General features: G+C 71.6%; 11 protein-coding genes. 5 read left to right on the forward strand and 6 right to left on the reverse strand.

The annotated features are described in order from the left end of the window. The first annotated feature begins 140 nt into the window (after positions 1–140). Together ACOBQB_RS21710 and ppdK are read left to right on the forward strand one after the other, a co-directional pair. Complete coding sequence (locus tag ACOBQB_RS21710) at positions 141–1,487, forward strand: ROK family protein (RefSeq protein WP_423593815.1); 1,347 nt, start codon at positions 141–143, stop codon at positions 1,485–1,487. Between the two features lie 428 nt (positions 1,488–1,915). Then, positions 1,916–4,672 (forward strand): pyruvate, phosphate dikinase, encoded by a 2,757-nt coding sequence (gene ppdK, locus ACOBQB_RS21715; protein WP_423593816.1) that lies wholly within the window; start codon positions 1,916–1,918, stop codon positions 4,670–4,672. Positions 4,673–4,804: 132 nt separating this feature from the next. Here ppdK and ACOBQB_RS21720 read toward each other — a convergent pair whose 3' ends face one another. From ACOBQB_RS21720 to ACOBQB_RS21730, 3 genes are read right to left on the reverse strand one after another with little or no spacing between them, the layout of a single operon-like run. Then, a complete protein-coding gene (locus ACOBQB_RS21720; protein ID WP_423593817.1) occupies positions 4,805–5,356 on the reverse strand; it encodes a hypothetical protein in 552 nt (183 codons plus the stop codon). Between the two features lie 13 nt (positions 5,357–5,369). Then, complete coding sequence (gene dusB / locus ACOBQB_RS21725; RefSeq protein WP_423593818.1) at positions 5,370–6,503, reverse strand: tRNA dihydrouridine synthase DusB; 1,134 nt, start codon at positions 6,501–6,503, stop codon at positions 5,370–5,372. A gap of 60 nt (positions 6,504–6,563) precedes the next feature. Then, positions 6,564–7,409 (reverse strand): helix-turn-helix transcriptional regulator, encoded by an 846-nt coding sequence (locus ACOBQB_RS21730; RefSeq protein ID WP_423593819.1) that lies wholly within the window; start codon positions 7,407–7,409, stop codon positions 6,564–6,566. Positions 7,410–7,510: 101 nt separating this feature from the next. Here ACOBQB_RS21730 and ACOBQB_RS21735 point away from each other — a divergent pair, with 101 nt between their 5' ends. Continuing rightward, positions 7,511–8,998 (forward strand): MFS transporter, encoded by a 1,488-nt coding sequence (locus ACOBQB_RS21735; protein WP_423593820.1) that lies wholly within the window; start codon positions 7,511–7,513, stop codon positions 8,996–8,998. A gap of 63 nt (positions 8,999–9,061) precedes the next feature. Next, positions 9,062–10,525, forward strand: coding sequence for an MFS transporter (locus ACOBQB_RS21740; protein ID WP_423593821.1), 1,464 nt, complete (start codon positions 9,062–9,064; stop codon positions 10,523–10,525). A gap of 199 nt (positions 10,526–10,724) precedes the next feature. On the opposite strand, the gene ACOBQB_RS21745 is transcribed toward ACOBQB_RS21740, so the two are convergent. Both ACOBQB_RS21745 and ACOBQB_RS21750 read right to left on the reverse strand, forming a co-directional pair. Continuing rightward, positions 10,725–11,375: a class I SAM-dependent methyltransferase gene (locus tag ACOBQB_RS21745; RefSeq protein WP_423593822.1), complete on the reverse strand. Its 651-nt coding sequence runs from the start codon at positions 11,373–11,375 to the stop codon at positions 10,725–10,727. 37 nt (positions 11,376–11,412) lie between these two features. Next, positions 11,413–11,838: a hypothetical protein gene (locus tag ACOBQB_RS21750; protein ID WP_423593823.1), complete on the reverse strand. Its 426-nt coding sequence runs from the start codon at positions 11,836–11,838 to the stop codon at positions 11,413–11,415. Between the two features lie 78 nt (positions 11,839–11,916). Between ACOBQB_RS21750 and ACOBQB_RS21755 the strand changes: the two genes are divergently transcribed. Beyond that, positions 11,917–12,759, forward strand: a complete 843-nt coding sequence (locus ACOBQB_RS21755) for a helix-turn-helix domain-containing protein (RefSeq protein ID WP_423593824.1) — start codon at positions 11,917–11,919, stop codon at positions 12,757–12,759. Positions 12,760–12,795: 36 nt separating this feature from the next. On the opposite strand, the gene ACOBQB_RS21760 is transcribed toward ACOBQB_RS21755, so the two are convergent. Then, entirely contained in the window at positions 12,796–14,178 is a 1,383-nt protein-coding gene (locus ACOBQB_RS21760) for a glycine--tRNA ligase (RefSeq protein WP_055527886.1), read from the reverse strand. Positions 14,179–14,238 lie beyond the last annotated feature (60 nt).

Below are 14,238 nucleotides of genomic sequence, written 5' to 3' on the forward strand. Positions count from 1 at the left end.
TACTTCACACGCAAAACCCAATATGTAACGCTGAGTTGTCGAGCACAAGGGGGCGCGTCAAGCCCGCACGGATACGCCACGCGGGCCGCGCCGGCCGTACGGTGAGCGTCGACGAAGGCGTGTTCGAACGGGGAGGGTCCATGGGCTCGGCAGGCCGCAGCACCAGCACCGCCACCACCGTCACCATCACCACGGAAAGCTCCGCGGCCCCGACGAGGGAGCCCACCGGCACGGGTGACGGCACCACGCCCACCGCGCGCCCCCTCCCGCGCGCCCGCACCGCCGCGGGTCAGCCCGGCGCCGGCGAGCTGCTGCACCTCGTACGCAGCGGCAGGGCCACCACCCGCGGCACCCTTCAGGAGGTCACCGGCCTGTCGCGGGCCACGGTGGGACAGCGCCTCGGGCGGCTGTTCCGGGCCGGGTGGCTGCGGGAGGCGGCCGGGGACCCTGCGGACTCACCGCTCGGCGGGCGGCCCGCGCTCCGCCTGGAGTTCGACGAGACGCACGCCGTGGTGCTCGCCGCCGCCCTGGAGACCCGGCATGCCCGCACCGCCCTGCTCACCCTCGGCGGCGAGATCATCGCCGAGCGGTCCGGCCCCCTCACGGTCGAGGACGGCCCCGAAGCGGTCCTCGACGGACTGGGCGCCCGCTTCGGCGAGCTGCTGCGCGAGACCGGGCGGCCCGCCGCGTCGGTCTGCGGCATCGGCCTCGCCGTGCCGGGTCCGGTGGACACCAGGACGGGCCGCGTCGTCCAGCCGCCGATCATGCCGGGCTGGGACGGCTACGACATAAGGGCCCGCCTGCGCCATGCGCTCACCGAAGCCCTGCCCGCCCCCACCCTCCCCGAACTCCCCGTCCTCGTCGACAACGACGCCAACCTCATGGCGTACGGCGAACAGCACACCCACTACCCGCACTGCGCCGCCTTCGCCCTGGTCAAGGTCTCCACGGGCATCGGCGCGGGCGTCGTCGTGGACGGCGCCGTCTACCGCGGCATCGACGGCGGCGCGGGCGACATCGGCCACATCCGGGTGCCGGAGGGCGCGGACGCCCTGTGCAGGTGCGGCTCCCACGGCTGTCTCGCCGCCGTGGCCAGCGGCGGGGCGGTGGCCCGCAGGCTGACGGAGGCGGGCGTACCGGCGGCCTCCGGCTCAGATGTGCGGGCCCTCCTGGAGGCGGGCCACCCCGAGGCCGTACGGTTCGCGCGCGAGGCCGGGCGGCACGTCGGCGAGGTCCTGGCGACCGTCGTGACCCTCCTGAACCCGGGCGTTCTCATGATCGCCGGGGATCTGGCCGGAACCCCCTTCCTCACGGGCGTACGGGAGCTGCTCTACCAGCGGGCCCTGCCCCGCTCCACCGCCCACCTGGACGTCGTCACCTCCCGCCTCGGCGGGCGCGCGGCCCTGATCGGCGCGGCAACACTCGTGGTGGAGCACTTGTACGCCCCCGGGCGCGCGGAGGAGCGGCTCGCCGCGCTGGGGGTGTAGCGGCGGGCGGGCGGTGGCCGGCGACGTCTCCCACAGCGCGCGCCGACCGTCCGGATGGTGACATCGAGCCGCCTCAAACGGCGTGATTCTCGCCACCCCTGATAGAGCAACCGCTCAGATGAGCGCTTTATCGGCGACTGCACTTCTCCAAGGAGTGGCACTCAGTGCCAATGCTCGATCATTCATGACCTGAACTCACATCTGAGAATTTCTCGCTCGTTTGAGCGTTTCGCAGGGTCTACGGGGGTTGCCCCTTCAAGAGTTGAACACAGCGCCCTCCCTCTTCCTACCGCCGAGTCACTTTCGATCTAGCGGCGGACGGGTGGTTACGGCCGCATGACGCGCAAGTGGACGTACCCAGGCGCCTTCGATCTGGGTATGTTCCTCGCCGTCAGGGCAGCCACCGAGTCCTCGAGGAGTCGAGACCCGTGTCGGAAAACAAAGATCTCCACGTAGCTCACACGAGTGAGACGACCGAGGCGACCGAAGCGGTGAAGTTCGTTTACGACTTCACCGAGGGCAACAAGGACCTCAAGGACCTTCTCGGCGGCAAGGGCGCCAACCTCGCCGAGATGACCAACCTCGGCCTGCCCGTCCCTCCGGGCTTCACCATCACCACCGAGGCGTGCAAGACGTACCTCGACAGCGGTGAGGAGCCGGCGGCGCTCCGCGACGAGGTCAGCGCGCACCTCGACGCCCTGGAGAAGAAGATGGGCAAGAAGCTCGGCCAGGCCGACGACCCGCTGCTCGTCTCCGTCCGCTCGGGCGCCAAGTTCTCCATGCCCGGCATGATGGACACGGTCCTGAACATCGGGCTCTCCGACAAGTCCGTGACCGGCCTCGCCAAGCAGTCCGGCGACGACCGCTTCGCGTGGGACTCCTACCGCCGGCTCATCCAGATGTTCGGCAAGACCGTCCTCGGCGTCGAGGGCGACCTCTTCGAGGACGCGCTGGAGGCCGCCAAGAAGGCGAAGAAGGTCTCGGTCGACACCGACCTCGAAGCCGGCGACCTGAAGAAGCTCGTCACGAAGTTCAAGAAGATCGTCAAGACGGAGGCCGGGCGGGACTTCCCGCAGGACCCGCGCGAGCAGATGGACCTCGCGATCCGTTCGGTCTTCGAGTCGTGGAACACCGACCGCGCCAAGCTCTACCGCCGCCAGGAGCGCATCCCGCACGACCTCGGCACGGCCGTCAACGTCTGCTCGATGGTCTTCGGCAACCTCGGCCCGGACTCCGGCACGGGCGTCGCGTTCACCCGCGACCCGGCCAGCGGCCACCAGGGCGTGTACGGCGACTACCTCCAGAACGCGCAGGGCGAGGACGTCGTGGCGGGCATCCGCAACACCGTGCCGCTCGCCGATCTGGAGCAGATCGACAAGAAGTCGTACGACCAGCTCATGCAGATCATGGAGACCCTCGAAACGCACTACAAGGACCTGTGCGACATCGAGTTCACCATCGAGCGCGGCCAGCTGTGGATGCTCCAGACCCGCGTCGGCAAGCGCACCGCCGGTGCCGCCTTCCGCATCGCGACGCAACTCGTCGACCAGGGCCTGATCGACGAGGCCGAGGCGCTCCAGCGCGTCAACGGCGCGCAGCTCGCGCAGCTGATGTTCCCGCGCTTCGACGCGGACTCCAAGGTGCAGCAGCTCGGCCGCGGCATCGCCGCGTCGCCGGGTGCGGCGGTCGGCAAGGCCGTCTTCGACTCGTACACCGCGATCAAGTGGTCGCGTTCGGGCGAGAAGGTCATCCTGATCCGCCGCGAGACCAACCCCGACGACCTCGACGGCATGATCGCCGCCGAGGGCATCCTGACCTCGCGCGGCGGCAAGACCTCCCACGCGGCGGTCGTGGCGCGCGGCATGGGCAAGACCTGTGTCTGCGGCGCGGAGGAGCTGGAGGTCGACACCAAGCGGCGCCGCCTCACCGCGCCGGGCGGCATCGTCGTCGAGGAGGGCGACGTCGTCTCCATCGACGGTTCGACCGGCAAGGTCTACCTCGGTGAGGTGCCCGTCGTGCCCTCCCCCGTCGTGGAGTACTTCGAGGGCCGCATGCACGCGGGCGCCGACGACGCCGACGAGCTGGTCGCCGCCGTGCACCGGATCATGGCGTACGCCGACCGCGTACGGCGGCTGCGGGTGCGCGCCAACGCGGACAACGCCGAGGACGCGCTGCGGGCCCGCCGCTTCGGCGCGCAGGGCATCGGCCTGTGCCGCACCGAGCACATGTTCCTCGGTGAGCGCCGCGAGATGGTCGAGCGCCTGATCCTGGCCGACGCCGACGACGAGCGCGAGGACGCCCTCAAGGAACTCCTCCCGCTCCAGAAGCAGGACTTCGTCGAGCTGTTCGAGGCGATGGACGGCCTGCCGGTCACCGTCCGCCTGCTGGACCCGCCGCTGCACGAGTTCCTGCCGGACATCACGGAGCTCTCCGTCCGGGTCGCCCTCGCCGAGTCCCGCAAGGACGCCAACGAGAACGACCTGCGCCTGCTCCAGGCCGTCCACCGCCTGCACGAGCAGAACCCGATGCTGGGCCTGCGCGGCGTACGCCTCGGCCTGGTCATTCCCGGCCTGTTCACCATGCAGGTACGGGCCATCGCGGAGGCGGCGGCCGAGCGGAAGAACGCCAAGGGCGACCCGCGCGCGGAGATCATGATTCCGCTCGTCGGCACCGTCCAGGAGCTGGAGATCGTCCGTGAGGAGGCCGAGCAGGTCATCGCGGAGGTCATCGAGTCCACCGGCGTCGAGCTGAAGCTCGCTCTCGGCACGATGATCGAGCTGCCGCGCGCCGCGCTGACGGCCGACCAGATCGCGGAGGCCGCGGAGTTCTTCTCCTTCGGTACGAACGACCTCACGCAGACCGTCTGGGGCTTCTCGCGGGACGACGTGGAGGCGAGCTTCTTCACGGCCTACCTGGAGAAGGGCATCTTCGGGGTCTCGCCGTTCGAGACGATCGACAAGGACGGCGTCGGCAAGCTGGTGAAGGACGCGGTGAAGGCCGGCCGCGCCACGCGCCCCGACCTGAAGCTCGGCGTCTGCGGCGAGCACGGCGGCGACCCGGAGTCCGTGCACTTCTTCCACGAGGTGGGCCTGGACTACGTCTCCTGCTCCCCGTTCCGTATCCCGGTGGCCCGCCTGGAGGCCGGCCGCGCCGCCTCCCACTCGGCGGGCAGCGACCACCGGTAGCCAGACCCCGGGACCGCCGCCGTGTCCCCGACCCTCAGTACCGATGCGGCGGCGGTCCCGGTCCACGATGAAGGGGCGGCACCCTGTGCGGGGGTGCCGCCCCTTCGGGCATGGTCAGCGGAGACGGCGGAGTCAGCGGGAACGGTTTCCGGCCCGGTTCTTCGCGATGTTCCGTGTCTTCCTGGTGTGGGCCGACTCGGCGAGCAGGGCGAGTACCGCCGGGGACGTCGACTGCTCGGCGAGGTGGCGCTGCATCCAGTCCGTGACCTGCGCCAACTCGGCCGGTGTCGGCACGTGACCGTCCTCGACGGACAGATGGAACAGCCAGTCGTGGACGCGGCGGCGGATGAACTCGCGGAAACCCTCCGTCTTGAGCCGGTCGGTCTCCGGCAGCAGTCCGGCCGACCACCGCCGGAACTCGGCAGGGCCGGTCGCCTTCACCGCGATCTCGTCCACGAGGGCGACCACCGCCGTCTTGGCGCCCATTTCGTCGGGGTCACGCAGGATCGTGGCCACGATCGCGCGGTCTCGGTCTCGGTCTCGGCTCGGCGAGGATGCGGTCACGGAGACCACGCGTAGGTACGCGGACGTTCGCACGTGGTCGTCCGCGACGGCTTCGTCCACGTCCACGTCCACGATGCCGGCCCCCGCGAGCAGCGCGGCCACATCGGTGCGCAACGTCATCGCCGCACCCCGGTCAGCCGCCCGACGTGTCCAGTTCCGCGTCCTCGCCGACGCCCGCGCAGTCGTAGGGGTCCTTGAGCCAGCCGTCCGGCAGGACCACGCGGTTGTTGCCCGACGTACGGCCGCGGGGGCCGTCCGCGCCCGTCGGCCACGGCTGGTCGAGGTCCAGCTCGCCGAGGCCGTCCTCCAGTTCGGCCAGCGACGAGGTGATCGCGAGGCGCTTGCGCATCTCGGAGCCGACCGCGAAGCCCTTCAGGTACCAGGCAACGTGCTTGCGGAAGTCGATGACGCCGCGCGACTCGTCGCCGATCCACTCGCCGAGCAGCGTCGCGTGGCGGAGCATGACCCGGGAGACCTCGCGCAGGGTCGGCGCCTGCGGGGCGCCCGTGCCCTCGAAGGCCGCCACCAGGTCGCCGAAGAGCCAGGGCCGGCCGAGGCAGCCGCGGCCCACGACGACGCCGTCGCAGCCGGTCTCGTTCATCATGCGGACCGCGTCGGCCGCCGACCAGATGTCGCCGTTGCCGAGCACCGGGATCTCCGGGACGTGCTCCTTCAGGCGGGCGATGGCGTCCCAGTCAGCGGTGCCGCCGTAGTGCTGGGCGGCCGTGCGGCCGTGCAGCGCGATCGCCGTCACGCCCTCCTCGACCGCGATGCGGCCCGCGTCCAGGAACGTGATGTGGTCGTCGTCGATGCCCTTGCGCATTTTCATGGTGACCGGCAGGTCACCCGCACCGCTCACCGCCTCGCGGAGGATGGCGCGCAGCAGATGCCGCTTGTACGGGAGCGCGGAGCCGCCGCCCTTGCGCGTCACCTTGGGGACGGGGCAGCCGAAGTTCAGGTCGATGTGGTCGGCCAGGTCCTCTTCCGCGATCATGCGGACGGCCTTGCCGACGGTCGCCGGGTCGACGCCGTACAGCTGGATCGAGCGCGGCTTCTCCGTCGCGTCGAAGTGGACCAGCTGCATCGTCTTCTCGTTGCGCTCCACCAGGGCGCGCGTCGTGATCATCTCGCTGACGAAGAGGCCCTTGCCGCCGGAGAACTCCCGGCACAGCGTGCGGAACGGCGCGTTCGTGATGCCCGCCATGGGGGCGAGCACGACGGGCGGCTGTACGGTGTGCGGGCCGATCGTGAGGGGCTGGGACGGCATGGGGGCTCTCCGGGACGGACGACGGGACCCTCATCTGTCCCTCACTCCCCGGACTGCCCCTCACGCCTGCTCCCCCGACAGCTCCGCCAGCCGTTCCAGGCGCTCCTCCGTCTCGTCGTCCGCGGGAACGTACGCGATGAGGCGGTGCGCGTGCGCCAGCGGCGCCATCCACAGCATCCGGTGCTCCAGGCGCAGCACCCCCACCTCGGGGTGCTGATAGCGCTTCACGTGCGGGGCCATCGTCGCCACCTCGTGCCGCTCCCACAGTTCGCGGAACTCGGCGGACACCCCGAGCAGCCGCTCCCGCAGCTCCCGCCAGGCGGGCTCCGCGCCGTGCTCGGCCATGGCCCCGCGGAACTTCGCGGTCAGGTCGCGCAGCATCTCGTCCCGGTCGAGGAAGGTCTCCCGCCACCTGTCGTCGGTGGCCAGGAGCCACAGACAGTTGCGGTCGCGGGGCTCCATCGCGTCGAAGTCGCCGAAGACGTGTGTCCAGGCACGGTTGTACGCGAGGACGTCGTAGCGGCTGTTCTGCACGGTCGCCGGATAGGGCGCGACGCGGTGCATGAGGCGCCTGACCTGTGCGGACAGCGCCGTGCACTCGGCCTCGGGACGCGGGTCGACGGCGCCGCCGAGGGCGAAGAGGTGGGCGCGTTCGCTCCGGTCCATGAGCAGCGCGCGGGCGATGGCGTCCAGGACCTGCGCCGACACCTTGATGGGCCGCGCCTGCTCCAGCCACGTGTACCAGGTCACGCCCACGCAGGAGAGCTGCGCGACCTCCTCGCGGCGCAGCCCCGGCGTGCGCCGTCTCGTGCCGCGCGGCAGCCCCACCTGCTCGGGCGTCACGCGCTCCCGGCGGCTGCGGAGGAAGGCGGCGAGCTCCTGCCCGCGGATGTCTGCACTGGTCACAGGGCAAGGCTGCCGGATGCCGCAGCCTGTTTCCAGGTGGGCCCAGTACCAGGACAAGGAGACTCTGGTACCCCTCTGGGGGCCGCAGCATCGTCGTAGCCGTGACTCTCACGCCCGACACCGAAAAGTCCCGCCCCTACAGCGAGAAGTCCGGGCCCGGCCCCGTTCAAGCCCCCGCGCCCACGGCCACCGGCCCCGCCCCGCTGACGCCCCTGACACCCCTGGGGTTGCTCACCGTCCTCCTCGGCGCCTCCCTCTCCAGCATCGACTTCTTCATCGTCAACGTCGCCCTGCCCAGCATCGAACGCGACCTCCGCGCCTCCCCCGCCACGCTGGAGATGATCGTCGCCGGGTACGCGGTCGCCTACGCCGTGCTGCTCGTCCTCGGCGGGCGGCTCGGTGACTCGTACGGGCGCAGGAGGCTCTTCCTGTGGGGCGTGGCGGCGTTCGGCGTGACCTCGCTGGCCTGCGGGCTCGCGCCCGGCGCGTGGTGGCTGGTGGGGGCGCGCGTGGCGCAGGGTGCCGCGTCCGCGCTGATGCTGCCGCAGGTCCTCGCCACCATCCACGCCACGACGCGGGGCGAGCGGCGCGCGAAGGCCGTCGCGCTGTACGGCTCGGTGAGCGGGCTCGGCGTGCTCCTCGGGCAGGTGCTCGGCGGCGTCCTGGTCACCGCCGACCTGGCGGGCACCGGCTGGCGCATGGCGTTCCTCGTCAACGTGCCGGTCGCGGTCGCCGCCCTGCTGTGCGCCCTGCGCGCGGTGCCGGACAGCCGGGCCGAACAGCCCCGCCGCGGCGATATCGGCGGCACGCTCCTGCTCGGCGCCGCGCTGACCGCCCTGCTCCTCCCCCTCTCCGAGGGACGGGCCACGGGCTGGCCCCTCTGGTCGGTGCTGATGCTCGCCGCCGCCCCGCCGCTCGCGTGGGCGTTCCTGGCCGTCGAACGCCGCGCGGAGAACACCGGCGGCAGCCCGTTGCTGCCCCCGTCCCTCCTGCGCGAACCCGGCGTCCGCAGGGGCCTGCTGCTCGGCCTGCCGATCTTCATCGGGTTCAGCGGCTGGATGTTCGTCAGCGCCGTCATGCTTCAGCAAGGCCTCGGCTACGGCGCGCTCAAGGCGGGCCTGACGCTCGTCCCGATGGGCGTCACGCAGATCGCGGCGTCGATGTGCGCGCCGCGCCTGGTGGCACGGCTCGGCAGCCGGGCGATGACGCTGTGCGCGCTGGTGCACGGGGCGGGCCTGGTGGTGCTCGCCGTGACGGTGCTGTGGCTGCCGTGGTCCTCGCTCGGCCCCGTGGCGCTCGCCCCCGGCCTGGCTCTGTGCGGCCTCGGGCAGGGTGTCGAGCTCGCCCTCTACTACCGGATCGTGCTCGCCGCGGTGCCGGCGGCGCGGGCGGGCGCGGGCAGCGGCCTGGCGGCCACCGTGCAGCAGTCCTGCCTGGCGGTGGGCGTGGCGACGATCGGCTCGCTCTTCCTCGCGCTGGTGCCGGGGCTCGGCATGCGCGACGCGTTCGTGGTGGTGCTCGGGGTGCAGTGCGCGGGCCTGCTCGGGCTGGCGGCGCTGAGCCTGGGGCTGCCGCGGCGGCTGAGCTGAGCCGGGGCCGAGGTGGAGCCCGAGGTCGCGCCCGCCCCCGGCCCGAGAGTTACCGTCACCTACATGCCCGATGACCTCACCCCCCGCCGACGGATGCTCGTCCTCGCGATCTGCTGCATGAGCCTGCTGATCGTCAGCCTCGACAACACCGTCCTCAACGTCGCGCTCCCCACCATGCGCGAGGAATTCGACGCGAGCGTCTCGGGCATGCAGTGGACGATCGACGCGTACACCCTCGTCCTCGCCTCGCTCCTCATGCTGGCCGGCTCCACCGCCGACCGCGTCGGCCGCCGCAGGGTCTTCAAGACGGGCCTGATCGTCTTCACCCTCGGCTCGGTGCTCTGCTCGCTCGCGCCGAACCTCGAATCCCTGGTGGCGTTCCGCATGATCCAGGCGGTGGGCGGCTCGATGCTCAACCCCGTCGCCATGTCGATCATCACCAACACCTTCACGGAACCACGTGAGCGGGCCCGCGCCATCGGCGTCTGGGGCGGCGTCGTCGGCATCTCCATGGCGGCGGGCCCGCTGGTCGGCGGCCTGCTCGTCGACTCGGTCGGCTGGCGCTCGATCTTCTGGATCAACCTGCCGGTCGGCCTCGCCGCGCTCCTGCTGACCATGCGCTACGTCCCCGAGTCCCGCGCCCCGCGGCCCCGCCGCCCGGACCCGGTCGGCCAGCTCCTGGTGATCGTGCTGCTCGGCGCGCTGACGTACGCGATCATCGAGGCGCCCGCCGCGGGCTGGTCCTCCCCGCTGACCCTCGCCTTCGCGGGCGCGGCGCTCCTGGCCCTGCTCGGCCTGCTCGCCTATGAACCGCGCCGCGCCGAACCCCTCATCGACCTGCGCTTCTTCCGGTCGGCGCCGTTCAGCGGGGCGACGGTGATCGCGGTCTGCGCCTTCGCGTCCCTGGGCGGTTTCCTCTTCCTCTCGACGCTGTACCTCCAGGACGTGCGCGGCCTCGACGCGCTCCACGCCGGGCTGTGGATGCTGCCGATGGCGGCCATGACGTTCGTCTGCGCACCGCTGTCGGGCCGCCTGGTCGGCAGCCGCGGGCCGCGCCTCTCGCTACTGGTCGCGGGGGTGGCGATGACGGTCTCGGGTGTCCTCTTCGCCGCGTTCGAGGCGGAGGACTCGGGCGGGACGCGCTTCGCCGCCTACGTCCTCTTCGGCCTCGGCTTCGGTTTCGTCAACGCCCCCATCACCAACACGGCGGTCGCCGGGATGCCGCGCGCCCAGGCGGGCGTGGCCGCGGCGGTCGCCTCCACCAGCCGCCAGATCGGCCAGACGCTGGGGGTGGCGGTGATCGGCGCGGTCCTGGCGTCCGGGGTCGCCTCCTCCTCGTACGCGACCGACTTCACCGGGGCGAGCCGCCCCGCCTGGTGGATCATCGCGGGCTGCGGCTTCGCGGTACTGCTGCTCGGGGCGCTGACGAGCGGGCGGTGGGCGCGGGGCACGGCGGAGCGGACGGCGGAACGCCTGGAGACACCGGAGACGGCGTCGGACACGGGGCACCGGACGGCCGACAGATGACGGAGGGCTTCGCCGATCAGCAGTGCGTTGTGCCCCGTGGCGCAGAAGTCACCGGTGTCCAGGAGCGTGAGGCCCGCTTCGAGGGGGGTGCCTCGGCGTACTCACCTCGACAGCGAGCAGTGAGCCGCCCACGGGTGCGGCCCGTGGCGGTCCACCAAGCGGTGGCCGGACCGTACGCCCGCGGAGCTCGCCGGCATCGTCACCGGCTCCGAGCCGCCCGCATCAACAGGTGCCCCCTGCGGAACCGCTCCCCCTCCCACGGCTCCCGCAGCATCCGGCCGATCTCCACGAAGCCCGCCGTGCCGGCCAGTTCCGCGAGGCCGTCGACGGGCCAGCGGTATGCCGTGGTCACCTTGTGGTCGAACTCCGTGACCGGGCCGCCCTCCGACTCGAAGAAGGCGAGCAGGAGGAGGCCGCCGGGCGCGAGCACCCGGCGGAACTCCGCGAAGTACGGGGGCACTTCCTCCGGCGGCGTGTGAATGACCGAGTACCAGGACACGACACCCGCCAGCCCGCCGTCGGGCACGTCGAGCGCGTCCATCGACCCGACCTCGAACCGCAGGTCCGGGTAGGCCTCCCGGGCGAGGCCGATCATCGCCGGGGACAGGTCGACGCCGAAGACGTCCAGGCCCATCGACCGCAGCAGCGCGGTCACGGGGCCGGGGCCGCAGCCGAGTTCGGCGACGGTGCCGTTGCCCTCGGCCCGCACGTGGTCGGCGAAGGCGGAGATCAACGCGCGGTCCAGGGAAGGGCCGTTGAGGTCGGTGCGGTCGATGCCGGCGTACTGGACGGCGATGGCGTCGTAGGCGTCCGCCGTCGTGGCGCGGTGCGTGGGGGAGGTTTCCGTCATGGGTGAAGACCTTAGGGGCCGCCTCTGACACCCACGGCTACAGCCCCTCCTCCGTCGGCCGGTGCTCCACGTACTCGATGACGGTGCCGTCCCGGTGACGTGCCGTGAACCCGGAACCCGTCGGAACCTTGATCAGCGGCTCCGTGATCTCCGCGCCCTCCGCCACGAGTCGCTCCGCATACGCCCGCGCCGAATCGACCAGCAGCGTGCCGTGCGTCGCGCGGAAGGGGGCCAGGGTCTCGTCCGTGCCCTCGATCAGGAGGAAGGCGCCGACGGCCGCGAGGGCGAGGTTCTTCTCGGGGTACGTGAACCACATGTCCCGCTCCGTGCCGAGCAGCCGTTCGTACGACGCCGCCAGCGCGTCCAGCGTGCCGGGGCCGGTGTAGACGCGGAGGAAGGGGCGGGGCGCGGGCAGGTCCGTGGAGTCGTTGTGGCGGCGCCACATCGTCGGGGTGTCAGTCATGGGACCAGCCTGGTCCCGGCCGACTGCCGCTGCCAGAGAGGCATCCGTGGGGGTGAGTCCAGGTCATAGGCTGGCCCCATGGCGACCACGACGGCGACGACGACCACGACGGCGGCTTCGGCGCTCCGGTCGGGACTCGGCGGCTTCCTGCGCGCCCACCGCGAGCGCCTCGCGCCCGGTGACGTCGGGCTGCCGGGCACCGCCCGCCGCCGCGCGAAGGGGCTGCGCCGCGAGGAGGTCGCCGTGCTCGCCGGGGTCTCCGTGGCCTGGTACACGTGGCTGGAGCAGGGCCGCGTGGACACCTCCCGGCAGGTGCTCGACGCCGTCGCCCGCGCGCTGCGCCTCGACGACGCCTCCCACCGGCACGCGCTGGCCCTCGCCGGGTTCGCCCCCGCACCGGGCGACGCGCGGCCCGCGTACGACCCCGAGTTGCTGGCTGTCCTTGACAGTTGGCCCGACAGCCCGGCACTGCTGCTCGGCCCCGCCCTGGACATCCTCTCCTGGAACCGCGCGTACGCGAAGCTGTGGCCCGACCCGGCGGCGATCCCCGAGGCCAGGCGGAACCTGCTGCTCCTGCTGGTCACCGACGCTCCGCATCAGCGGCTGCTGCCCGGCTGGGAGCCCGTCGCCATGGACCTGTACCGGCACCTGCGCACCCGCGCCGACCGCCACCCCGAGGCCGACGGCTTCCGGCACCTCACCGCCCGGCTGCGCGCCGACCGCCCGGACCTGGCGGGCTGGTGGGCCTGCCGCTCGGTCGGCGACTTCGCCCCGCGCACGGTCGAGATCGTCCCGGAGGGGGTGGGCGGCTCCCCCCGCGCGTACGGCATCACCCTGCTCCTCGCCCCCAGGCCGCAGGACGCCGCGATCCTCGTTCAGACGCCGACGCAGACGCATACGGCGAAGCCCCCGGCTCCATGAGAGGAACCGGGGGCTTCACGCTCCGCGCGAAAAGGGTCAGCAGCCCACGAGGCGCGTCGCGAGGTAGCCCTCGATCTGGTCGAGGGAGACGCGCTCCTGCTTCATCGAGTCACGCTCGCGCACCGTGACCGCGTTGTCGTCGAGGGTGTCGAAGTCGACGGTGACGCAGTACGGCGTGCCGATCTCGTCCTGGCGGCGGTAGCGGCGGCCGATGGCGCCCGCGTCGTCGAACTCGATGTTCCAGTTCTGGCGGAGGGCGGTCGCCAGGCCCTTGGCCTTCGGGGACAGCTCCGGGTTGCGGGACAGCGGCAGGACCGCGACCTTCACCGGGGCGATGCGGTGGTCGAAGCGCATGACCGTGCGCTTCTCCAGCTTGCCCTTGGCGTTCGGGGCCTCGTCCTCGATGTAGGAGTCGAGGAGGAAGGCGAGCATGGTGCGGCCGACACCCGCCGCGGGCTCGATGACGTACGGGGTCCAGCGCTCGCCGGCCTCCTGGTCGAAGTACGAGAGGTCCTGGCCGGAGGCCTTGGAGTGCGCCGACAGGTCGTAGTCGGTGCGGTTGGCGACGCCCTCCAGCTCGCCCCACTCGCTGCCGCCGAACTGGAAGCGGTACTCGATGTCAGCGGTGCGCTTGGAGTAGTGGGAGAGCTTCTCCTTCGGGTGCTCGTACCACCGCATGTTCTCCTCGCGCAGGCCGAGGCCGGTGTACCAGTTCCAGCGCTGCTCCATCCAGTATTCCTGCCACTGCTCGTCCTCGCCCGGCTTGACGAAGAACTCCATCTCCATCTGCTCGAACTCGCGGGTGCGGAAGATGAAGTTGCCGGGCGTGATCTCGTTGCGGAAGGACTTGCCCATCTGCGCGATGCCGAACGGCGGCTTGCGGCGCGAGGTCTGCTGGACCTGGGCGAAGTTGGTGAAGATGCCCTGCGCGGTCTCGGGGCGCAGGTAGGCGACGGAGCCGCTGTCCTGCGTCGGGCCGAGGTGCGTGGCGAGCATGCCGGAGAACTGCTTGGGCTCGGTGAACTGGCCCTTGGTGCCGCAGTTGGGGCAGTTGATGTCCGCGAGGCCGTTCGCCGGGGGGCGGTTGTGCTTGGCCTCGTAGGCCTCTTCCAGGTGGTCGGCGCGGTGGCGCTTGTGACAGGAGAGGCACTCGGTGAGCGGGTCGGAGAAGGTCGCGACATGGCCGGAGGCCTGCCAGACCTCGCTCGCCAGGATCACCGACGAGTCGATACCGACGACGTCCTCGCGCGAGGTGACCATGTAGCGCCACCACTGGCGCTTGAGGTTCTCCTTCAGCTCGACGCCCAGCGGTCCGTAGTCCCAGGCGGCGCGCTGGCCGCCGTAGATCTCACTGCACGGGAAAACGAAGCCACGGCGCTTGCTCAGGCTGACGATGGTGTCGATCTTGTCGGCGGCCACGGTGCTCTCTTCATAAGACGGTGGGCGAGGCGAATGCCTCAGGTTACCGGCGGCCTGACC

This window comes from Streptomyces sp. G5(2025) (assembly GCF_049542075.1).
In the GTDB taxonomy this organism is placed as follows: domain Bacteria; phylum Actinomycetota; class Actinomycetes; order Streptomycetales; family Streptomycetaceae; genus Streptomyces.